Annotated in this window: 23 protein-coding genes; 15 read left to right on the plus strand and 8 right to left on the minus strand. The window is 40.5% G+C overall.

Going from position 1 to position 19,879, the window contains the following annotated elements; translation table 11 throughout:
• Nucleotides 1-90: 90 nt before the first annotated feature.
• The 4 genes from Q5O24_01805 to Q5O24_01820 are packed head-to-tail and all read left to right on the plus strand — an operon-like array spanning nucleotide 91 to nucleotide 2,538.
• Nucleotides 91-297 carry a 4Fe-4S dicluster domain-containing protein gene (locus Q5O24_01805; GenBank protein ID WKY48091.1) on the plus strand — a complete coding sequence of 69 codons (207 nt, stop codon included), beginning with the start codon at nucleotides 91-93 and terminating at the stop codon, nucleotides 295-297.
• Nucleotides 298-1,491, plus strand: a complete 1,194-nt coding sequence (locus Q5O24_01810) for an MFS transporter (protein ID WKY48092.1) — start codon at nucleotides 298-300, stop codon at nucleotides 1,489-1,491.
• A gap of 28 nt (nucleotides 1,492-1,519) precedes the next feature.
• Nucleotides 1,520-2,002, plus strand: a complete 483-nt coding sequence (locus tag Q5O24_01815) for a permease (protein WKY49190.1) — start codon at nucleotides 1,520-1,522, stop codon at nucleotides 2,000-2,002.
• Nucleotides 1,999-2,538: a permease gene (locus Q5O24_01820; protein WKY48093.1), complete on the plus strand. Its 540-nt coding sequence runs from the start codon at nucleotides 1,999-2,001 to the stop codon at nucleotides 2,536-2,538. Before Q5O24_01815 ends, Q5O24_01820 begins: the two co-directional genes overlap by 4 nt.
• Nucleotides 2,539-2,618: 80 nt before the next feature.
• Here Q5O24_01820 and Q5O24_01825 read toward each other — a convergent pair whose 3' ends face one another.
• Nucleotides 2,619-3,035 (minus strand): arsenate reductase ArsC, encoded by a 417-nt coding sequence (locus Q5O24_01825; GenBank protein WKY48094.1) that lies wholly within the window; start codon nucleotides 3,033-3,035, stop codon nucleotides 2,619-2,621.
• Between the two features lie 297 nt (nucleotides 3,036-3,332).
• Here Q5O24_01825 and Q5O24_01830 point away from each other — a divergent pair, with 297 nt between their 5' ends.
• On the plus strand, nucleotides 3,333-4,430 hold the full coding sequence (locus tag Q5O24_01830) for a radical SAM protein (protein ID WKY48095.1): 1,098 nt from the start codon (nucleotides 3,333-3,335) through the stop codon (nucleotides 4,428-4,430).
• Nucleotides 4,430-5,047: a TetR/AcrR family transcriptional regulator gene (locus Q5O24_01835; protein ID WKY48096.1), complete on the plus strand. Its 618-nt coding sequence runs from the start codon at nucleotides 4,430-4,432 to the stop codon at nucleotides 5,045-5,047. Before Q5O24_01830 ends, Q5O24_01835 begins: the two co-directional genes overlap by 1 nt.
• A 112-nt stretch (nucleotides 5,048-5,159) precedes the next feature.
• Here the strand turns inward: Q5O24_01835 and hgcB are convergent, their stop codons facing one another.
• From hgcB to Q5O24_01850, 3 genes are all read right to left on the minus strand, one after another.
• Nucleotides 5,160-5,429, minus strand: coding sequence for a mercury methylation ferredoxin HgcB (gene hgcB / locus Q5O24_01840; GenBank protein WKY48097.1), 270 nt, complete (start codon nucleotides 5,427-5,429; stop codon nucleotides 5,160-5,162).
• 9 nt (nucleotides 5,430-5,438) lie between these two features.
• A complete protein-coding gene (hgcA, locus tag Q5O24_01845) occupies nucleotides 5,439-6,515 on the minus strand; it encodes a mercury methylation corrinoid protein HgcA (GenBank protein WKY48098.1) in 1,077 nt (358 codons plus the stop codon).
• 143 nt (nucleotides 6,516-6,658) lie between these two features.
• A complete protein-coding gene (locus tag Q5O24_01850) occupies nucleotides 6,659-7,501 on the minus strand; it encodes a nitroreductase family protein (GenBank protein ID WKY48099.1) in 843 nt (280 codons plus the stop codon).
• Nucleotides 7,502-7,827: 326 nt separating this feature from the next.
• On the opposite strand from Q5O24_01850, the gene Q5O24_01855 reads away from it, so the two are divergent.
• The 6 genes from Q5O24_01855 (at nucleotide 7,828) to Q5O24_01880 (ending at nucleotide 14,101) form a co-directional block, all read left to right on the plus strand.
• Nucleotides 7,828-9,855, plus strand: coding sequence for an EAL domain-containing protein (locus tag Q5O24_01855; GenBank protein WKY48100.1), 2,028 nt, complete (start codon nucleotides 7,828-7,830; stop codon nucleotides 9,853-9,855).
• Between the two features lie 281 nt (nucleotides 9,856-10,136).
• Complete coding sequence (locus tag Q5O24_01860; GenBank protein ID WKY49191.1) at nucleotides 10,137-10,859, plus strand: amino acid ABC transporter ATP-binding protein; 723 nt, start codon at nucleotides 10,137-10,139, stop codon at nucleotides 10,857-10,859.
• Nucleotides 10,860-10,944: 85 nt separating this feature from the next.
• The gene (locus tag Q5O24_01865) at nucleotides 10,945-11,760 is read left to right on the plus strand and encodes a transporter substrate-binding domain-containing protein (GenBank protein WKY48101.1); all 816 of its coding nucleotides are present in this window, start codon (nucleotides 10,945-10,947) and stop codon (nucleotides 11,758-11,760) included.
• Nucleotides 11,760-12,482 (plus strand): amino acid ABC transporter permease, encoded by a 723-nt coding sequence (locus tag Q5O24_01870; protein WKY48102.1) that lies wholly within the window; start codon nucleotides 11,760-11,762, stop codon nucleotides 12,480-12,482. Before Q5O24_01865 ends, Q5O24_01870 begins: the two co-directional genes overlap by 1 nt.
• Entirely contained in the window at nucleotides 12,476-13,135 is a 660-nt protein-coding gene (locus Q5O24_01875; GenBank protein ID WKY48103.1) for an amino acid ABC transporter permease, read from the plus strand. The genes Q5O24_01870 and Q5O24_01875 overlap by 7 nt, the downstream gene beginning before the upstream one ends.
• Before the next feature lie 201 nt (nucleotides 13,136-13,336).
• Nucleotides 13,337-14,101: a tryptophan-rich sensory protein gene (locus Q5O24_01880; protein ID WKY48104.1), complete on the plus strand. Its 765-nt coding sequence runs from the start codon at nucleotides 13,337-13,339 to the stop codon at nucleotides 14,099-14,101.
• A 29-nt stretch (nucleotides 14,102-14,130) separates the two neighbouring features.
• On the opposite strand, the gene Q5O24_01885 is transcribed toward Q5O24_01880, so the two are convergent.
• Nucleotides 14,131-14,997, minus strand: coding sequence for an NAD(P)/FAD-dependent oxidoreductase (locus Q5O24_01885; protein WKY48105.1), 867 nt, complete (start codon nucleotides 14,995-14,997; stop codon nucleotides 14,131-14,133).
• A gap of 152 nt (nucleotides 14,998-15,149) precedes the next feature.
• On the opposite strand from Q5O24_01885, the gene Q5O24_01890 reads away from it, so the two are divergent.
• Complete coding sequence (locus tag Q5O24_01890; GenBank protein WKY48106.1) at nucleotides 15,150-15,803, plus strand: hypothetical protein; 654 nt, start codon at nucleotides 15,150-15,152, stop codon at nucleotides 15,801-15,803.
• 19 nt (nucleotides 15,804-15,822) lie between these two features.
• On the opposite strand, the gene mutM is transcribed toward Q5O24_01890, so the two are convergent.
• Entirely contained in the window at nucleotides 15,823-16,635 is an 813-nt protein-coding gene (gene mutM / locus Q5O24_01895) for a DNA-formamidopyrimidine glycosylase (protein WKY48107.1), read from the minus strand.
• A gap of 190 nt (nucleotides 16,636-16,825) precedes the next feature.
• On the opposite strand from mutM, the gene Q5O24_01900 reads away from it, so the two are divergent.
• Together Q5O24_01900 and Q5O24_01905 are read left to right on the plus strand one after the other, a co-directional pair.
• A complete protein-coding gene (locus Q5O24_01900; protein ID WKY48108.1) occupies nucleotides 16,826-17,824 on the plus strand; it encodes an SDR family NAD(P)-dependent oxidoreductase in 999 nt (332 codons plus the stop codon).
• Between the two features lie 68 nt (nucleotides 17,825-17,892).
• Nucleotides 17,893-19,053: an SAM-dependent methyltransferase gene (locus Q5O24_01905; protein WKY48109.1), complete on the plus strand. Its 1,161-nt coding sequence runs from the start codon at nucleotides 17,893-17,895 to the stop codon at nucleotides 19,051-19,053.
• A gap of 47 nt (nucleotides 19,054-19,100) precedes the next feature.
• Here Q5O24_01905 and Q5O24_01910 read toward each other — a convergent pair whose 3' ends face one another.
• Both Q5O24_01910 and Q5O24_01915 read right to left on the minus strand, forming a co-directional pair.
• A complete protein-coding gene (locus tag Q5O24_01910) occupies nucleotides 19,101-19,277 on the minus strand; it encodes a 4Fe-4S binding protein (protein WKY48110.1) in 177 nt (58 codons plus the stop codon).
• Nucleotides 19,278-19,436: 159 nt separating this feature from the next.
• A complete protein-coding gene (locus tag Q5O24_01915) occupies nucleotides 19,437-19,769 on the minus strand; it encodes a non-heme iron oxygenase ferredoxin subunit (protein ID WKY48111.1) in 333 nt (110 codons plus the stop codon).
• Nucleotides 19,770-19,879 lie beyond the last annotated feature (110 nt).

Raw genomic sequence — 19,879 nt, forward strand, 5'->3', positions numbered from 1 at the left:
AAGAGTTGTGAAGAGCAAATCTGGGACTTGTAATTTATTAACATAAGTTAAGTAAAAAATATTTACTGATAACTAGAAAAGAGGAATAGAATGGCTAAAAACTGGTATCCAATGATTAATGAAGAAAATTGTGTGGAATGTGGATCTTGTGTGGAAAAGTGTACCCATGGCGTTTATGATAAATCCAGTCAGAAACCTATTGTAATTTATACGGATGGCTGCGTTGATGGTTGTCACGGATGTGGAAATCTTTGTCCGGCAGAGGCAATACAGTATTTTGGAGATACAAACATATAAATGGAAAATAAAAACAGAATGATTGCCATCCTTGGTTTGATGGCTTTCTTAGCCAATGGTGATAACTATGCAGCGGCACCGCTGATTATTAATATCGCTTCAGATTTAAACATTACTGTCAGTGTAGCGGCTATGTCGGTAACGGCCTATATGCTGGCTTTTGGGGCATTTACATTAATCTTTGGCCCGCTTTCGGATCGTTTCGGTAAAGTTAAAATTATCAATATAGCAGCTATGGGGACAGCGATTTTTAGCATCCTGGGTGCTTTTTCTTTTAATCTGCCCTCACTGATTTTTTTTCGCGCTATGAATGGTGCCTTTGGTGCCGGTATTTTCCCGGTTACCCTGGCTTTCGTTGGACAGAGCTTTGAACCCCAGCACCGTCAGAAGGCTATTGGCAAGGTCATGGGGCTGATGTTTATGGGGGGCGCAATGGCGACTATTATTGGTGGAACCCTGGCTTATTTAGGATCCTGGCGGCTGGTTTACCTGGCTTATGGGATTGCCGAGCTCATCGTTGCCCTGATTATGTTTAAAATTCTTGAAAGAGATCAGCCGGTGGTTGATCATTTCCATCTAATTAAAGCTTATAAAGAACCCCTTTCAGATTTTTCCTTTATGAAACTGGTACTGACGATTTTCTTTGTTGGTTTCAGCGTCTTTGGTGGTTTTACCTACACTGGCAAACTGATCCAGACAGCTACGGGATATAATCTCTTTATTGTTGGGGCAATTCTTTCTCTGTTTGGGGTCGGAACAGTGGTCGGCGGTCGAATCGCTCCGATGCTGCGAAAAAAATTAAAGGGAAGATTTTTGTTATCGGCTGGTATGATTGGTGGGATATCCCTTTTGGGCCTGGCTTTTTCGACCAACGTGTTGCTGTTGTCCCTGTCTTTGTTTGGTTATGGAGTGGCCTTTATCTTTCTCCAATCAACCCTTATTACCACGGTTCAGGAGAAATTGTCAAAACGCCGGGGAACAGCTATGTCACTGGCCTCTTTTAATATGTTTGTTGGTGGCGCAATAGGCACAAGCATCAATGCAGTGCTGATTGATTCAGGAAAACTGTCAACAATCTATTTAAATTCTGCCGTCATTTTATTTCTGGTCAGTATGGTGGCAGCAATTTTTGTTTCGCAGTTTGAAGCCAGCCGACACCAGCAGACCCTGGAGAATAACGGGGAATGCCAGTAAGGCAATTTTTGCATAAAGGTGGTGGTAGATATTGAATATCGCTTTATATGTAGTTGCCGGATTACTTCTGGCAATTTCCTTTTACAAGGATAAAAAGAAAACGAAAATGGCTCTGAAAAAGGCATGGAAAGCCTTTGAAAACATCCTCCCGGAATTTCTGGTGGTCATTCTGCTGGTCGGATTACTTTTAGCGGTTATTAATGAAGATGTTATTTCCGATATTATTGGTGAAAAATCGGGGTGGATCGGAGTGGTTTTAGCCGCTGTTACCGGTTCGATTACCCTGATTCCAGGCTTTGTAGCATTTCCAATGACCGCCCTCCTGTTAGAGGGGGGGGCCGGCTATATGCAGATTGGTGCCTTCATCTCTGCCTTAATGATGGTGGGCATTATAACCCTGCCGGTGGAGATAAAGTATTTCGGAAAAAAACTGGCGATCGCCCGTAATTTGCTGGCCTTTTGCTTCTCTTTTATCGTGGCGCTGGTGATTGGACTGGTGATGAGTTTATGAAAAAAATTTTAAGACGCTATCGCGCTTTTTTAATTGCATTTGTGATTATGATTTTCATCATGCTATTTAATCGGGAACTGGGATTAAAAGCGATTGGAATCAGTGGATATTCGATTAAAGAAATGATGATGATTATTCCCCCCATTTTTGTCCTCCTGGGACTTTTAGATGTCTGGGTACCCCGGGAAACGATGATGAAATATATGGGAGAAGGTTCAGGCTTAAAAGGGATACTGCTGGCATTTTTTATTGGATCTGCAGCTGCTGGTCCACTTTACGGAGCCTTTCCGATTGCCGCGGTATTTATGAAAAAGGGTGTCAAGTTCAGCAATATCATGATCTTTATCGGTGCCTGGTCGACGACCAAAATTCCTATGTTTTTGTTTGAAATGGCTTCAATGGGGGCTAAATTTGCAATCACCCGATTGCTCATCGATATCCCAGGGATTATCATTATTGCAACTATTCTTTCGGCTATGATGAAAGAAGATGAAATCAGGAAGATTTATGAAGATGCGGAAAAATTTGATGTTTAAATAATTTTAATAAGACCAATAATCTACAGCCTCTGGCCTCAGTTCGCACTGGAGCCAGAGGCTGTTTTAGTTTGTTATATTTAAGAAAGGTCAATGGCGGTGTTTTGAATATCTTCAGACAGTTTTTTAATCTTTTTTTCTATTTCATCGATAATCAGGTGAAATTCTTTATCGGACTTTCCACTTGGGTCGTCCAGCCCCCAATCTTCGGTATGTTTAGCAGGTAGGTATGGACAGACTACATTGCAGCCCATTTTTATGACAATATCAATCAGTGGCAGTTCATCGATTAGTTTAGAAGTTTGGCTTTCTTCCATATCGATTCCGTAGCGTTCTTTAATCAGGCGAACAGCATCCTGATTAATCTGAGGTTTTGTTTCCGTTCCTCCGGAATAACTTTCGAATACATCACTGGCAAATTTTTTACCAAGAGCTTCAGCCATTTGACTGCGGCAGGAATTATGGACGCAGATAAAAGCAACTTTGGGTTTATTCATACAGGACTCCTTTTACAAGTTGTTATTTATTTTACCATAAAAAGCTGTCATGAATGTTAAGAGATGATTAAATTGATACTTTTAGACCTATCAGTTCTAACATAATGATGAACGCCTTTGTTTTGCGGAACAATTTAATCTCACAAGTAACTGCTGAATCAGAAGATAGCTATTTAATTTAAGACAATATACTAAAAAAACTTGACAAGCTAGTGAATACTAGCTAAAATAAAAATAAATAAAGCTAGTGTTCACTAGCTTAGGATTGTAAATTATTGAGGTTATTAGGAGGGAATAATGTCAACTTTTAATTTAGAAGCTTATTTAAGCCAGGGTGTCCGTGAAATCGTTCAGGGGATCATCAAAACGACCTTTAAAAATCCCCATGCCAGTTTATATATGATGAGATTTTCCAAAGATAGCCATAAAGCCGAGAAGGTCAGGAAAAAGGCGGAATTAAAGGGTGATCATATTCCCCCGTTTCTGATTGCTTCTATTACTGATTCCTGTAATCTGCATTGTGCCGGCTGCTATGCCCGGGCCAACGATTCCTGCTGTGATGGTGAAAATACAAAAGAAAAATTAAATGTCGAACAGTGGGGAGATATTTTCAGGCAGGCGGCCGACATGGGTATCAGTTTCGTGCTTCTGGCCGGAGGCGAGCCCTTTGTCCGCAAAGATATCCTGACAGCGGCAGCACAGGAAAAAAGAATCCTCTTTCCGATATTCACCAACGGGACCATGATTGATGCCAACTATCTGGACTTTCTATCGGATAACCCTAACCTGGTACCCCTAATAAGTGTGGAAGGCAATGAAGAAACCACTGATCAGCGGCGGGGAGCGGGTGTTTACAAAAAGATCAGAGAATCCATGCATGCGCTTAAAAGTAAGGGCAATATTTTTGGGGTTTCTGTGACGGTCACCAAAGATAACCTGGATGAAGTTTTTTCTGATGCTTTTCTTTATGATTTAAAAGAGCGAGGCTGCAAGGCGGTTATTTATGTGGAATATGTGCCGGTGGACGGAAAAACCCACCATCAGGCCTTTGATGAAGAAACAAGAAAAATATTTGAAGAAAAGCTCAATTTAACGCGTGTTCAACAAAATGAAATGCTATTTATCGCCTTTCCCGGCGATGAAAAATCTTCAGGCGGATGTCTGGCGGCGGGGCGAGGCTTTTTTCACATTAATCCTTATGGAGCAGCCGAACCCTGTCCCTTTTCCCCTTATTCTGATACTAGCCTGATGAATACTTCTTTGAAAGAAGCATTAAAGTCACCGCTGTTTTTAAGACTTCAGAACAGTGGTAATTTATTGGCTGACCATACTGGTGGATGCGTTTTATTCGAGCAGGAAGACCAGGTCAAAGCATTGTTGGAAAGGACGGTCTAATGACGACAAAAGAAAAAATTGTAGATGAAGCACTGACCTTATTTTCGATAAACGGTTTTAAAGCAACGACGGTAAAATCCATTGCCGATGCGGTTGGGATCAAAGACAGTTCACTGTATAAACATTTTTCCAGCAAAAAAGAAATTTTTGATACAATTGTTGAAAAGATGTGGAAAAAAATGGAAGAGATGTCAGTCGAAATCGGTTTGCCTGATGAGAATGATTTTCTCAAAGCCGCTAACAAGTATGGAAATATGTCTCTAGAGGAATTGCAGGCTTTTAGCCGGATGGTTTTTCTTTTTTATTTAAAAGATGATTTTATTTCCCGCTTCTGGCGGTTGGCTAATATGGAGCAGTACAGCGATCCGGAGATCTATGAAATCTATCGTAATATCTTTATGGAAGAAAGCATCGATTACCAGACCAGGTTGTTCATTGAAATGATCAGGAATGGTAGTTTTTCTTCAGGCAATCCCAAGGCAATGGCAATCAATTTTTATGCACCGATATTTTTTCTGCTCAGTAAATATAACGGGCGACCTGAACTTGAGGAAGAAGCTCTGGAAACGTTAGAATGTCAGGTTGAAGAATTTTATAATATTTATAGCATGAAATAAAAAAAGCCCTCCTCAAGTATTGATATGCTTCCTTCTAGAGACAGTTAAAATAATAACTGTTTACCGATGAAGGGCATATTAGTATCTTGAGGAGGGCTTTTTTAATGAATGCCTAACAGCAATCACAATCCGGCTCACCGCCGCTGAGCCAGCCATTGATAACGGCCACTGAACAGCCAACGCCTGCTCTGACTGAAATCGCATCTGCGGGACAGTTTTTCGCGCAGGCACCACATTCCATGCAATTATCGAAATTGACAATTTTAGCCTTTTGGTTTTCTATCGAAAATACAGCGTGGGGACATACTTCCTTACATCGTCTGCATCCAATACATTTTTCAGCCGTCAGGTTGAGGGTAATAACATCTGAGAAATATTTCATAAGGCCTCCTTATAAGCCAAAGGCTGCTAAAAGAATCATCAGGGAACCGACAATCGATGCAATAGCCAGCAGCGGAACAGCAATTTTCATTTCTTTTGTGACACCTGATAGAGAAGTAAAAGTTGATGATCCGGTAAAATTCATAGCAAAATAAGCAGAGACAGAGGGTAACAAAAGGAGATAACCAATCGACATAATCAGCAGCTCTGAGAAATGCGATTCATTAAGCGCCATAAAGCCGCCTGTCCAAATGAGACCCAGGAGCCAACCCTTAAAAGCAAAAGCTTTTCCTGGAACAATGGGTAGCATTGCCGGCATCAGAACCGTGCCAGTAAAAAGTGATCCGACAATTAATAGAAAATCTGGGAGACCGAAAGGACGAACGGCAATTAAATTGATCAGAAATAACAGACCAAAAAATGAAAGCGACTTTTTAGCGGCGCCAAAAAATTCCAGTGGGGTTAAAACCAGTCTTTCTCGGAGGGTAAAGGTAACTCTGCGCATTTTATCAGTGGCCTTTAGTCCTGAACTTAAAAAGCTTTTGATATCGGCTGACCGAACTGGACCATAAACGACTGAGAATCCAGTGGCTTTACTGACTTCTTGAGCCGAAACACCAGGTGCCCCCAATTGAGGAAGAATGATCTGGCGGTGTGAGACAATTTCAGAAAGATATGTTTTTTCAATGCGATTAATAATCTCTGACGTTCCAAAGGTCCCTTTTCCAGCAGCGCACCAGACATTGACTCCTTTAGTATCAATTACCATGATCCAGGCATCCAAAGAAGTGAGTTCCTTACGCAGTGCATCAAAGCTTAGTTTGTAATTGGCACTGACAAATACAGGGGTGTCGGCATCGGGATTGCCAACGGCATAGAGACCAGGATTAATTTTATAATTTTTCCGACCTATACCAAGACGCATTTTAATAGCTCCCAAATAATCTCCTGATTGCAGGTGTGTCGTAATAGTTGGGATTTTTCCCTTGGTAATTTCAGTTTCACCTGTGATCCAGGGAGTATTAAGGTCATAGAGAGTAATGGCTTCCTCATGCTGGCAACAGCAGCAAGATTTTTCTTGACGCATGGTTTTCCTTTCAATATTATAATATAATAAAACTATAATTATATTAATTTTGTCTAAAAATATTTTAAAAAAGAATAATCTCATAGAAGTCTATAGCTTGTCAATGATATTAATTACCATTGTTTGTGAGTATATAGATGTACTTAATCACGGATCCAGGAAAAGGCATATTCAAAGTTTTTAGGAATCTCCACACTGGGGTCTGCTTTTGTTTCAAAGTGTCCATCCAACTTGGCTTCCTGTAGGGAAAAATCAAAGTGAGCCGCGGCAATCCCCAAATCAACTTTTTGGATATCATAGGGAAATGCTTTGCTGTATCCTGGTTCTCGTTCTTCGAAAAAATGACAGGTATTATTTTTTAGTAGAATCCGCCAGGGTTGTTTGTTTGAAGCGGAGGGACCCAGTCGTACCATTTCCAAAGCAAAACAGAGCTCACCGGCAGTTTCCTGAGTCAGCGGGGTTTGAAAGTCGTTGAGAAAAAATAGGGCTGAGAACTCTTTTCGTGCATCGGCTTTGATGAGCTTTCTCATTGCTTTTTCTTTAAAGTGTGGATGGTCTGCTGGATAGCCGATAGGTGAAATAATCGGAAAAAGCTCGTCAGCGTCGATGTTCATAGCTTGAGAAAATTGCTGTCGATTGAAAGTTCCTCCAAGCCAACAGGTACCGATGCCAATATGCGAGAGATAAAGAACAAGGGCTTCAAACTCATACCCCAAAGCATATAGTGATTCTTTACTGTTATTGATGCTTGTTCCGATAAATTGATGGGCACCTTTAATGACGCCATAAGTTCCAAGTTTTTGCGTTGATTTAATTTCTTTTATATTAAGAGAATGGAAGTTTACCTTTTGATTAAAAGGATTATCCAAAGTTTCCAGAAAAAGTCGGATATCGTTTTGTGTCTTTTCCGGAATTGCGTTATTATTATAATTTCTGATGCTGCGCCTCATTCTGATAGTTTCTTCTACTGGAAAATTGATCTTCATTGATTCCTCCATCGATTTAAAAGATTTTAGCTCTATTATAGCATTATTTAAAGGTGGGATAAAGTTGGAGGAGAATATAGAACTTTGATGGTGTTGAGAGGGAATTTGATTCAGACAAAGTGCAGGTAATGAGAGGATTGTTTAATCAGTAGAAAACGATTAAATATACCTTGTTGGGGTAAATTATAATATAAAAAATAGAGAATGGAATGTCTCAAGAATTAATACGTTTAGACTCTCATAAACTAAAGAACCGATTAACAAAAGTGGTTGGCATAGGACAGCAGGTTGGATATAATAAACATGATACAAAAGAGGTGACAGCTATGAAAAAGATCATATTAAATCTGAAACGAGTACTTAATCGAATCGCTGAAGCAGACAATATGGAACAAATTATGGAAAATGAAAATAAGCTGATAATGAGCATTCTGGGGCCAATGTTATTTTTAGGCGCCATCGTTTGTATAATTATTGGATTTTACTGGCAGTTAGGGATCTATTCAACTGCGGGTGTAGCGGGTACGCTCTTTTTAGGTGGAATATTTATTCTTACCATCCTGCACCGGAAACTTTCACGCCGCCTGGCCTTGAACCTGGTGAGTATGGCAATTACTTTTAGTTTATTGGCCACCTATCTGACATTATTTGAACATTTCACCTTGTTGTTCTGGCTAATCATCCTGATTATGATTATTCTATCCAATGTGATGCTGCAACGAACACTGTTTTATTATATGGCTTTTGCCAGCCTGTTTTTCTTCGTTTACAGCCTGATTCGTTACCCGGATCTGACAATTCAAATGGATAATGCCTTTAATCTGACATTCCTGGCAGTTTATTTCTGCCTCATTGTTGCAAGTATTGTCAGTAATACCGTGTATCGTCTAATTATTCAGAAAAAGTTAAAAATTTATGCCACCACACTTTATCAGAAGGACAATCTAAATTCATTGTATGAAGATATAGTGGCTCATCAGCATCAGCTTAAGGCACAAAATGAATTATTGCTTAATTATAATAATGAGATTGAAGCTAATCAGGAACGGCTGGAGCTTTTGGCCTATACCGATACCTTAACTGGGATCCCCAATCGCAAGATGATTATTGAGCAGATCGAGTTGATGATTGATTTCAACCAGGAAAACCGCCATCATTTTGCACTGGTTTTTATTGATCTTGATAATTTCAAGAAGATCAATGATTCCATGGGTCATGGAGCAGGGGATAATTTACTTATTCAGGTCGCTGGTCGCCTCAAGGCAGCAATGGATGAAAGAGATCTGATTGGCCGTTTAGGGGGGGATGAGCTGGCGATTTTGGTCCGTCGGCAGATTTCAGACGAGAAAGTGTTGAGCTATACAGAAAAACTCTTGAGTCTGCTGTCAAATCCATTTGACCTCGGGGAAAAATCAGTAATTATAACAGCCAGTTTTGGAATTGCCATTTGGCCAGGAGATGCAACAACCTGCAGTGATCTCTTAAAGGCGGCTGATACAGCTATGTATAAAGCCAAGGAGATGGGAAAAAATTCCGTTCAGTTTTATCGGAAGGAAATGAAAGCCGAAGTGATCTATAAGATAGAACTGGAAAATCGGATGATAAAAGCATTTGAAAATGAAGATTTTTTCGTGGTTTATCAGCCAATTGTTGATGTTGCCGATCAAAAGAATATGAGTTTTGAAGCTCTGCTTAGATGGGAGGTCCCTGGTCAGGGCTTGGTATCGCCGGTGGAGTTCATCCCGATGGCCGAAGAAATCGGTCTGATTGGCGAACTTGGTGAATGGGTATTGCGTCAGGCCTGCAAAAAAATCAAGGCAATCAAGGCGGAGATGGGGATCGATATTCGTGTGGCAGTTAACGTTTCAGCTGTCCAGATGAAACGTCCGGATTTTCTGGGGGGGATTAGACGGGTCATCGAAGAGGAATCAGTAGATCCTAAGCAGTTGACTCTGGAGATTACGGAATCTGTTTTTATCGGTCACATTGAGCAGGCTATTATGATTATTAAGGAGCTTAAAGGGATGGGTGTGATGATCTCGCTTGACGATTTTGGAACCGGCTATTCATCACTGAGTTATCTGATGCAGTTACCGATTGATGTTCTGAAGATTGACCGATCTTTTATTAAATCATTGGAAAAAGAAGAAAAGAATAACCGGATAGTTGGCAGTATCATTGAAATGGTCCATAACCTGGACATTCATGTGGTGGCCGAAGGTGTTGAAGAAACGCCGCAGTTAGATTTCCTCAAAGATAAAAAATGTGACTGGATTCAGGGATATTTATTTAGTCGACCGCTAGGGGATGTTGATATGCTGAATTATCTTAAAATACAACAGGAAAATGACTAAATGTTTTGCAATGATTTGAAGCATGCAAAATTAAAAAAAATTTAATTTATCAAACAGGTGTCTGATGATTGAGATTCAAACACCTGTATTGATTCGAATGAATGATAGCTTTATGGTAATATCTATTGACAAAATGCCCTGGTCATACTATCATTAAATAGAATTAAAGAAAAACTAAAGAAATTGATAAAGCAACGAGGCTTCAGACTACGCGATCAAAGTACGTACGTTTTAAGAGGCTTTTTTTGGGCGTTTCGATGTCAGATTTGGGGGAAAAGGGTTTGATTAAACTTGAAAATGTAAATAAGTATTTTGGTGAAAACCATGTGCTCAAGGATATTAATTTAGAGGTCAAAGAAGGTGAGAAGCTGGTTATTATTGGACCTTCTGGTTCAGGAAAAAGTACCACTGTCCGATGTATGAATTTTCTGGAGGAGCCGACATCGGGTAAGGTTTTTGTCGATGGTGAAGAGCTTACCCAGAAAAATAAGATTGAATTGATCAGAAGAACGTCGGCGATGGTGTTTCAAAGTTTTAACCTCTATCCGCATAAAACTGTTCTGGAAAATCTGACGCTAGCACCAATAAAATTGCAGAAACTGCCAAAAGAAGAAGCGGTTAAAAAAGCACGTAAATATTTGTCGATTGTTGGCTTAAGCGAGAAAGAAAATGCTTATCCGACGACTCTGTCCGGGGGACAGCAGCAGCGTGTGGCAATTGCCAGGGCGCTGGCGACGGAACAGAAAATTATTCTTTTTGATGAACCGACATCTGCTCTTGACCCGGAAACGGTTCAGGAAGTACTTGATGTTATGATTAAACTTTCAAAGGAAAATATTACCATGGTAGTGGTTACTCACGAAATGGGTTTTGCCCGGATGGTTGCCGATCGGGTCATTTTTATGGATGATGGCCGGATTGTCGAAGAAGGGGCACCGGAACATTTCTTTGAGAATCCGACGGAAGAACGAACCAAGCTCTTCCTCAGTAAAATTCTGCGTTAATTTCCGATGCCTTTTACTTGCAGCTGGAGTCAGTTGCGATTATCAGGAAGCGGTGATTATAAATTTTTTTAGGAGGAATATGATTATGAAAAAGGTACTTTCTGCTCTGTTGGTATTCTGCCTGTTGTTTGCGCTGGTAGGATGCTCTTCATCATCTACTGATTCCAGTGATGATACAGCGACAGCTGATGATGGCAGCCTACAGGCTGTTGTTGATGCGGGTGTGTTACGGGTTGGTGTAAAAGAGGATGTTCCGAACTTTGGACTAAGAAACACTGACACTAATGAAATTGAAGGATTTGAAGTGGATCTTGCGAAAATGCTGGCAGCTGAAATTCTTGGTGATGAAAATGCCATTGAATTAACACCGGTTACTGCTAAAACGCGTGGACCGTTACTGGATAACGGTGAATTGGATCTGGTAATTGCAACCTTCACAATTACAGAAGAACGAAAACTGACTTACAACTTCTCAACTGCATATTATGAAGATGCAGTGGGTCTGTTAGTTAAAAAAGACGCTGGATTTACCGGTCTTGCCGATATGGATGGCGCTGTGATTGGTGTTGCCCAGAGTGCGACTTCAAAAGATGCCGTTCAGGCAGCTGCTGATGAACTGGGAATAGCTGTATCTTTCTCCGAATATGCAACATATCCTGAAATTAAAGCTGCTCTTGACTCTGGTCGAGTAGATGCTTTCTGTGTAGACGGCTCAATCCTTGGCGGATATGTAGATGATACTACTATGATCCTGCCTGACCGCTTCTCTCCACAGGAATATGGTGTTGCTTCTAACTTAAACAATGTTGCACTGGCTGAAGCTGTTGATGGTTATATTACTGGATGGTTGGCAGATGGCACCATTGAAGAACTGATTACGAAATGGGGACTTAATTATTAATGAAAAGCTCTAATCCTTTTGCCTTATGGCGTTGGGAGAAGATGTTTGGACAATGGCAAATGTTTGGCGAAGGCTTTTTGCGTACCATTGAGGTCGCAGCCCTCGCCATTATCCTTGCTCTAGTGCTGGGCATTGTGTTTGGGGTGATTTCCACATCAAACAACAAAGTTATGCGTGGAATTGCAAGGGTTTATGTCGAGTTTTTCCAAAACACACCTCTGGTCATACAGGTTTTCTTTATGTATAATGGTCTGGCTATTGCCGGACTGCGTTTAAGTGTCTTTACCATCGGCGTACTGGGAGTAGGCATTTATCATGGCGCCTATGTGTCTGAGGTGGTTAAAGCTGGTATTCACTCGATTCCCGAGGGACAGGTCGAGGCGGCTAAATCTCAAGGGTTCACTTATATTCAATATATGCGTTATATTATTTTACCGCAGACGGTTAAAATTATTTTACCGCCACTGACCAATCAGGCCGTCAATCTGATAAAGAACACGTCAGTACTGGCGATGATATCCGGGTTCGATCTGATGTATATGGCCGATTCATGGGCATCATCAAGTCTTGATTATGGTCCATCCTATGTTTTCGCAGGTCTTTTGTATTTTATGCTTTGTTTCCCACTGGCAACCTGGGCCCGAAAATACGAAGAACGTCTCAAGCGAAACGATTTGACCCATTTACCATATGATGCGGCTGAGGAGGCAATTACATGTTAGAACTTTTTCAAAATGTCTTTACGCCTTCAAACATCCAGTTTTTAGCTAAGGGTATGGGCCTAACGCTATTACTTTCAGTAATTATTATTATTACTTCGATTCTTTTTGGAACGCTTTTGGGGCTTTTACGAAGCTATGAAAGGCGATTTTTGGGAAAAGTGGCAGGTTTCTACATAGAAATGTTTAGAAACACCCCACTCCTGCTTTGGATTCTGGTCTGCTGCTTTATGATTCCTCTAGGAACGGTTGTCATGCGTGGCGGCTTGGCCTTGATTCTTTATACTTCAGCAGTTATTGCCGAGATTGTTCGTGGTGGACTTAATTCAATTCCAGAGGGGCAGTTTGAGGCAGCGAAATCCCAGGGCTTTACATTAATTCAGACCTTAAGTTATATTGTTTTGCCGCAATGTTTCAAAAATATTATTCCGTCACTCTTATCTCAGGTTATTACCACAGTAAAAGATACTTCGTTTTTACAGGTTGTGGCAATTCCTGAATATACTAGAAGCGGATTTGTGGTCATGGGACGATATACTACAACGGCCGAAGTATTTTTGATTTTTGCAACCCTGGCAGTTGGCTATTTTGTAGTCTGCTTTAGTCTTTCAATGGTTGTTCGTAACTATCAAAAAAGGACAAGTGTGGCCCGTTAATAGGTTAGAATAAAAGTGCGATAAAAAATCGCGTGGCATGTATTCCAATGAAATACATACCACGCGATTTTTATTTTTTGAGCGTAATCTTTCGGGACCAATATAATTGACAAATATTTATAATTTTAATATAAATGGCGAAAAAAATAGAAAAAATGGGTATCTAAATTACAAATATAAAAAATGATAGGAGGGATTACAATGAGCCAATTTACAAAAGCCGTTTTAAGTTTGGTTTTATTGGTTGGAACTTTAGTCGTTAATGCTTTAGGGGCTTTTGGATTCTTTAACGGAATGTCGCAAAAGGCGGTTTCCGATCTGAATCCTACGCTCATTACGCCAGCTCCGTTTACCTTTGGGATATGGAGTGTTATCTATTTACTACTGCTCAGTGCTGCTGTCCTTATGGTAGTAAAAAATAAAGATCCGCTTTATAGCGAGGCAATTGATCAGACCGCTCGTCTTTTCTGGGTTTCGTCTGGTCTCAATATGTTGTGGATTGTTTGTTTCTCATATAATTTTATTGGCATGTCAGCCATTATTATTCTGGCTTTTGCCATTGTGCTTGCATTGCTTGTTAAAAGGTTAAGTCAATTGGAAGCTGGAAAAAGCTGGTTGCTGCCAACTGCTTTTGGCTTATATTCAGGTTGGCTGCTGATAGCAACGGTTGTCAATTTTTCTGCCTTCTTAGTCAGCATTGGGTGGAATGGCTTTGGCCTGGCACCAGAATACTGGGCGTCTATAGTTTTAGTCATTGCAGTAGGACTGGCCTTTGTTGTTGCAAGTAATACCAAAAACTTTGTCATCCCACTGCCGATAGCCTGGGGATTCTTTGGAATCTATCAGGCACACAAAGAAATGGGGGGGGGATATCCTTTGTTACAGACTGTTACTTTAATAGGAATCCTACTTCTTTTAGGGATTAGCGGCTACCAGTTCTGGAGGAATAAAAAATCAGTGGGCTGATCTAGAAAGATAATTGAGTAAGTCCGATATTAAGAATTTTTATGAGCTTTTGCACTTAAAAATTTAGCTGCTTCCATTCCGGCCTTTTCACCTTCATAGATTGCTTTGGACAGGGTCATTTCAGCGTTTGTACAGCCGCCAGCAGCATAGACGCCAGGCAGATTAGTACCCAGTTGATTATTGACTTGAATAAGCTGATTTTCAGACATAACCCCCAATTTACGGGCCAGGTCGGATCCGTTTGCAATTCCGACAGCCAGAAATAGTCCTGCAAACAACAGGCTGGAATCATCTTCAAAGAGGACGCCCTCAATGGTTTCGTGTCCGAAGAAGCCTTCGATTTTTTTCTCGATCACGGTAATGTGATCAGGGATTTTTACATTGACTGGTTCACCATTTGTCAGGATAGTAGCTGAAGCAGCAAAAGTAAGAAGTTGATTTGCCTCATACAGTGCATACTCACCGTTTCCTAAAACGACAGGATGACGGTCTCTGTAGAAGAAGGCATCACAGGCGGCACAGTGATGAACCCCTTTCCCAATAAAAGCGGACAGGTTATCCAGATCAGGCAAGGGGGAAGGAGGACCGGTTGTAATAATCAGGCTGTCCGTAGAGTAATCGGCTGATTTTGTTTTGACATGAAGTTTTCCAGTATAGGAAAAACCGATTACTTCATCTGTAATAATCTCAACACCCAGGTCTTTGAGTCGGCTTCGGGTGTTGTCGATTAGAATTTTACCGGAAATTGCTGTGTTATAGCCGAAAACGGTTTGAACTGAATTGACTAATGTGCTGTTATTTAAGCCAATCAGGATAGTATCTATCCCACATTGTGCGGTATGTAAAGCAGCCGACATCCCGGCGGGGCCAGTTCCAATAATAATTACACTAGACATAAAAAAGCCGCCTTTCATTTGATAAACTCATTATAGCAGATAAAATAAGGGGATGCTACAGATGTGCATTCTGGTCTCAAAGCATTAGTAAAAATACTAAGACGCATCAGAAATAGTGATATTCAACACATTTAGAAAGAGAGGCGTATTTGATGGAAAACCTAACCTGGAGTTTAAGAACAAGCTTAGATGGTGAGAAGCCCGAGATTGTATCGGATTATCTGCTGAACGAACTTGGTGTTTTTGTAAAACACGAAATGCGAATGCCCAAAAAAGCGAAACTTACAGCCTTGACTGGTTTTCGAATTGGTTATAAGGCAATACCTGGGACAGATTATCGAGCCGCTCCGATGGATCGTCAGGCGATTCTATGGAAAAAAATCAAACGGATCGAAGAATTTAAGGATGGTCTGATAATTTTTGGAAACAGCGAGGATGAGATCAAACTGCTTTTTGAAGAGGTAAACAGGGATGAGATTAGCTCATATATAAGCTCTATGAGAACAGCTCATCCGCCGATTAAAACAGCTGACTTCGATGCCGCTTCCTGGCTTTGCTGGCAGGAGGATGATGAGTGGACTGATCCCTTTGCACCGCTATCAGAAATGATTGAGGAAGAATTACGAACTGAACGCTTTCTTGAACCGGAGGTTTTAGCAGCAACAGTTTTGCGTGGTGACGTGGAGATGTTAGGCACAGAAAATAATTCGGAATTAGATAGAAATGAAAAGTTTTGTCATAATTGCGGAACATGGCTTTCTTTAGATGATAATTTTTGTACTGAGTGCGGTGCTAAGCAGGATTAAAGTCATATCGGGAAATGAATCAAGACTTTTTCTTCTGACAATTTTTGCAATAATAAGTTCCCCGTCCGCCGATCATTTCTTTAGTGATTGGTTGGCCACAGGATGGGCAGGTTTTTTGTAGGTGGGCCTGAAGTTTGAGCTGAAATAATCCGGTTATGCCGTTAGCATCAAAGGAGTGAATGGTAGTTCCACCCTGTTCGATAGCTTCTTTTAGTATTTTAGCAGAAACGGCTACCAGCTCAGCGGTTCTCTTTTTACTAAGGCGTTTTCCTGGCGTTGACGGGTTGAGTTTCATCCTGAAGCAGATTTCGTTGGCATAGATATTACCAATACCGGCCATGATGGATTGATTGAGCAGCAGGCTTTTTACAGGCAGGCTGCTCTTATGAATTTTCTGGTAAATTTCTTCGGGATTAGCGTCCCAGGGTTCAGGCCCCAGTTTGGACAGGGGCAGATCATTTCGGTAGGTATCTTTGTTTGCAAGTTCCAGTCGTCCGAATTTGCGGGTATCCTGATATCGCATCTGGCTTTGGTCTGAAAAAATAAAACTGATGTGTTCATGCTTATTAAGTGGCCTGGAAGCATCAGTCAGATTATACTTGCCTTCCATCCGCAGATGAGAGATAAAGGCATCATTATCTAAGATAAAGATCAGGTATTTTCCCACCCGGTCAATATCGCGAATGGTCTGACCTTTTAAAATGTCAATAAATTCATCGGTATCGCCATTAACAATTTTGTCATAATGTACCAGGATATCGGTGATCTTTTTACCGATGATAAAATTCTTTAAAGTTTGGCGGACGGTTTCCACTTCGGGCAGTTCAGGCATGTCGGTTCTCCTTGATAGTGTTTTATATATTATGACAGAAAGAAGGGGGATTTAAAAGTTATAAAAACTTAAAATAATTAGACATTTTGTCTACTTAGTATAATAACGTGCGTATTGGATTATAATTATGGCAAAAAGTATCAGAGGTTATTTAAATTAGTGAGCGATAAAATTTCAGGAGGAAGAAACAATGGCCTCAAAATTAATTTTTCTAGTCACCGGAGCGGCCGGTCACCTGGGCCGGGTAGTAACGCAGAAGCTGATTCAAAAGGGTGAACGTGTCCGGGCTTTGGTTTTAGCTGGGGAAAAACTGCTGCCGCAAAATGCTAAAATTTATTATGGGGATGTGCGGGACAAAAACTCGCTAAGGCCCTTCTTTGAACATGAGCAGGGTGAAGTTCTGGTGGTCATTCACTGCGCCGGCATTGTCTCCATCGCCTCAAAATACAGCCAGGATCTTTACGATGTCAATGTCACAGGAACTAGAAATATTACCGATCTTTGCCTGGAATATAGGGTTTCAAAGCTTGTTTATGTCTCTTCCGTCCATGCTATAGAAGCGCAGGCCCAGGGGATTGTAATGACAGAAACCAATAACTTTGATCCCAACCGGGTGTTGGGGCAATATGCTAAAACAAAGGCGGAAGCAACCGCCTATGTATTGGCGGCAACTGAACAAAACCTGGATACTTCGGTGGTTCATCCGTCCGGGATTATCGGGCCTTTTGATTACGGTTGTGCCCATATGACAGCGATGATTATAGATTTTTGCAAACACAGACTGACTTCGGGGATTTCCGGTGGTTATGATTTTGTGGATGTTCGCGATGTTGCTGATGGGATCATTGCCGCTTGCGATAGAGGTGCTAGTGGAGACTGCTATATTCTTTCAAATCGGTATTATACAGTCAGAGAAATTTTGCGGATGCTTTCTAAAATAACCGGGCGTCGGAGGATCAAAAGTTTCCTGCCGATCTGGTTTGTCAAAATGACCGCACCGATGGCGGAAGTATACTATAAGATCAGACGAAAACCGCCGCTTTTTACGGCTTATTCTATTGAAACCCTGCAGACCAATGCCAACTTTTCCCACGTCAAAGCCAGCAAAGAACTGGGGTACCACACAAGACCGATGATGGATACTTTGGCAGATACAGTCAGTTGGTTAAAAGAAAATGGAAGAATATGACTTGAATGGTTTTTAAATAGCTATCTTTGCTGATATAATGATAGAATCAAGAAAAAAGAGGGACGAGTATGAATGAGCTAAAAGAATATATTGAAAGAATCACGCAAGTTGGGATCAAAAAATTTGTGATTAGTAAGCCTGCCTCAAAAGATGAAAAGTACAATAAAGTTATCATCGAAAAGAAGGACAGCAAGTATCAGATCGCCGGATATACTGACAAGCAGGTTTTTCATGAAAATATCGCTGAGGACCAATTGGCTAATCGGGTCTTTGAAATAAGTCATGACCATTTTCGTCAGATCAATGCCTGGTCTGAGCAGTTTGAACAGATGATTATGGTTTCTAAAAAGGGGAAAGTTTCATATAAGAAGAGGCAGATTTCTCAAGCCGAGGCAGTAGCTGTAGGGCTAGGCCATAACAGAAAGAAGCGATATCTGATTGAGGAAGGAACCATTGTTGCCCCTTTAGTTGATATGGGAATCTTTACCAAAGAGGGTAAGGTGGTCAATGCTATGTATGACAAATTTAAGCAGATTAACCGCTTTTTGGAAATTCTTGATGACGAAATCGGCAGTTTGAAGACTGAGCATGTAAATGTAATTGATTTTGGTTGTGGTAAGTCTTATTTGACATTTATTGTTTATTACTATCTTACAGAGATAAAAAAAATCAAGGCAAATATTATTGGTTTAGACTTAAAAAAAGAGGTGATCAGCAATTGTTCGCTTGCTGCCCAAAAATATGGTTATGAAAACCTGCGTTTTGAGCTGGGGGATATTAATGGCTACACAGCACCTTTTTCTGTTGATATTGTCATAACTCTCCACGCCTGTGACACGGCTACTGATTATGCCCTTTATAATGCCATAAACTGGAATGCAAAGATGATTTTTTCGGTCCCCTGCTGCCAGCATGAACTAAACAGTCAGATTTCAGCTGAGAATCTCTCACTCATCACCCGCTATGGAATAATAAAGGAGCGTTTTTCGGCCTTGGCAACTGATGCAATCAGGGCCAATCTTTTGGAAGTTAGCGGTTATAAGACCCAACTATTGGAATTTGTAGACCTGTCACATACCCCTAAGAATATTCTGATAAGGGCCGTCCGCCGCAAATCTACACCGGAAGAATTAAAGAAAAAAGCTTTAGATGAAGTAGATAGTCTAATGACAGAATTTAATTTTAATCCAACGCTTTATCAACTGCTGACAGATAAGGAAACAGAATAAAAAAACGGCACTCCTTTAACAAGGGGTACCGCTTTTCAGACGATTATCTATTCAACGATAATCGCATTGAAACCGCATTCTGGTTCACAGGCGCCGCAATCGATGCATTCATCTTCATCAATGGCGTAAGAAATTGTTCCGGGTGGATTACTGATAGCAGAAACCGGGCAGGCACTTTTACATGCGCCACAGAATTCACATTTATCTGGATCAATTTTATGCATGGTAGTCATCTCCTTTCCAGTTTCCTGATAATAAATTATTAATCAAAAACTTTTACTTAGTATATACTTTTAGCGGCATTTTATCAAGGAAGAATGTGATAGTTTATGTTCTATAAAAATACAAAATAGAAAACAAAAAGATCATTAAGCGGACAGTTTTTAATCATCTATACCAATCATTACATCAGTTCCTTCAATTTTAATGGGATAGCTCTTAATATTATGGACTTTTGCGGGAATAAAGAGTACCTTTCCGCTTTTAACGACGGATCCGGTTTTTACATCGAAAACGGACCCATGCCTTGGGCAAATAACATTTTGACCTTCAAGCTTTCCGGCACTTAGAGAACCGCCCATATGTGGACAGGTATCGTCAATTGCGTAATAAGTGCCTTCAAGATTGGACAGTAAAATGGGTGTTTCTGCAATAATGAATTTTTTCATTGTTCCTGGTTTTAATTCTTCTATTGAAACAACTTTCATATAGCGCATAATAAATTTACCTCCATCATTTTATAATTTTGATACCCAAATTATAAAAGCTTAATTAAATTTTGGGGAGATTGCAAAGTATTTAAACTTGACTTATTAATTTGTATTGG

Source organism: Eubacteriaceae bacterium ES3, from assembly GCA_030586155.1.
Lineage (GTDB): Bacteria > Bacillota > Clostridia > Eubacteriales > Eubacteriaceae > Acetobacterium.

Excerpts from the sequence above, each read along its gene's own strand:
- Q5O24_01910 (WKY48110.1), bottom strand. The coding sequence starts at position 19,277 with ATGCATAAAATTGATCCAGATAAATGTGAATTCTGTGGCGCATGTAAA.
- Q5O24_01915 (WKY48111.1), bottom strand. The coding sequence starts at position 19,769 with ATGCGCTATATGAAAGTTGTTTCAATAGAAGAATTAAAACCAGGAACA.
- Q5O24_01820 (WKY48093.1), top strand. The coding sequence starts at position 1,999 with ATGAAAAAAATTTTAAGACGCTATCGCGCTTTTTTAATTGCATTTGTG.
- Q5O24_01875 (WKY48103.1), top strand. The coding sequence starts at position 12,476 with ATGTTAGAACTTTTTCAAAATGTCTTTACGCCTTCAAACATCCAGTTT.
- Q5O24_01890 (WKY48106.1), top strand. The coding sequence starts at position 15,150 with ATGGAAAACCTAACCTGGAGTTTAAGAACAAGCTTAGATGGTGAGAAG.
- Q5O24_01825 (WKY48094.1), bottom strand. The coding sequence starts at position 3,035 with ATGAATAAACCCAAAGTTGCTTTTATCTGCGTCCATAATTCCTGCCGC.
- Q5O24_01905 (WKY48109.1), top strand. The coding sequence starts at position 17,893 with ATGAATGAGCTAAAAGAATATATTGAAAGAATCACGCAAGTTGGGATC.
- mutM (WKY48107.1), bottom strand. The coding sequence starts at position 16,635 with ATGCCTGAACTGCCCGAAGTGGAAACCGTCCGCCAAACTTTAAAGAAT.
- hgcA (WKY48098.1), bottom strand. The coding sequence starts at position 6,515 with ATGCGTCAAGAAAAATCTTGCTGCTGTTGCCAGCATGAGGAAGCCATT.
- Q5O24_01865 (WKY48101.1), top strand. The coding sequence starts at position 10,945 with ATGAAAAAGGTACTTTCTGCTCTGTTGGTATTCTGCCTGTTGTTTGCG.
- hgcB (WKY48097.1), bottom strand. The coding sequence starts at position 5,429 with ATGAAATATTTCTCAGATGTTATTACCCTCAACCTGACGGCTGAAAAA.
- Q5O24_01805 (WKY48091.1), top strand. The coding sequence starts at position 91 with ATGGCTAAAAACTGGTATCCAATGATTAATGAAGAAAATTGTGTGGAA.
- Q5O24_01900 (WKY48108.1), top strand. The coding sequence starts at position 16,826 with ATGGCCTCAAAATTAATTTTTCTAGTCACCGGAGCGGCCGGTCACCTG.
- Q5O24_01870 (WKY48102.1), top strand. The coding sequence starts at position 11,760 with ATGAAAAGCTCTAATCCTTTTGCCTTATGGCGTTGGGAGAAGATGTTT.
- Q5O24_01835 (WKY48096.1), top strand. The coding sequence starts at position 4,430 with ATGACGACAAAAGAAAAAATTGTAGATGAAGCACTGACCTTATTTTCG.
- Q5O24_01850 (WKY48099.1), bottom strand. The coding sequence starts at position 7,501 with ATGAAGATCAATTTTCCAGTAGAAGAAACTATCAGAATGAGGCGCAGC.
- Q5O24_01830 (WKY48095.1), top strand. The coding sequence starts at position 3,333 with ATGTCAACTTTTAATTTAGAAGCTTATTTAAGCCAGGGTGTCCGTGAA.
- Q5O24_01855 (WKY48100.1), top strand. The coding sequence starts at position 7,828 with ATGAAAAAGATCATATTAAATCTGAAACGAGTACTTAATCGAATCGCT.
- Q5O24_01810 (WKY48092.1), top strand. The coding sequence starts at position 298 with ATGGAAAATAAAAACAGAATGATTGCCATCCTTGGTTTGATGGCTTTC.
- Q5O24_01885 (WKY48105.1), bottom strand. The coding sequence starts at position 14,997 with ATGTCTAGTGTAATTATTATTGGAACTGGCCCCGCCGGGATGTCGGCT.
- Q5O24_01880 (WKY48104.1), top strand. The coding sequence starts at position 13,337 with ATGAGCCAATTTACAAAAGCCGTTTTAAGTTTGGTTTTATTGGTTGGA.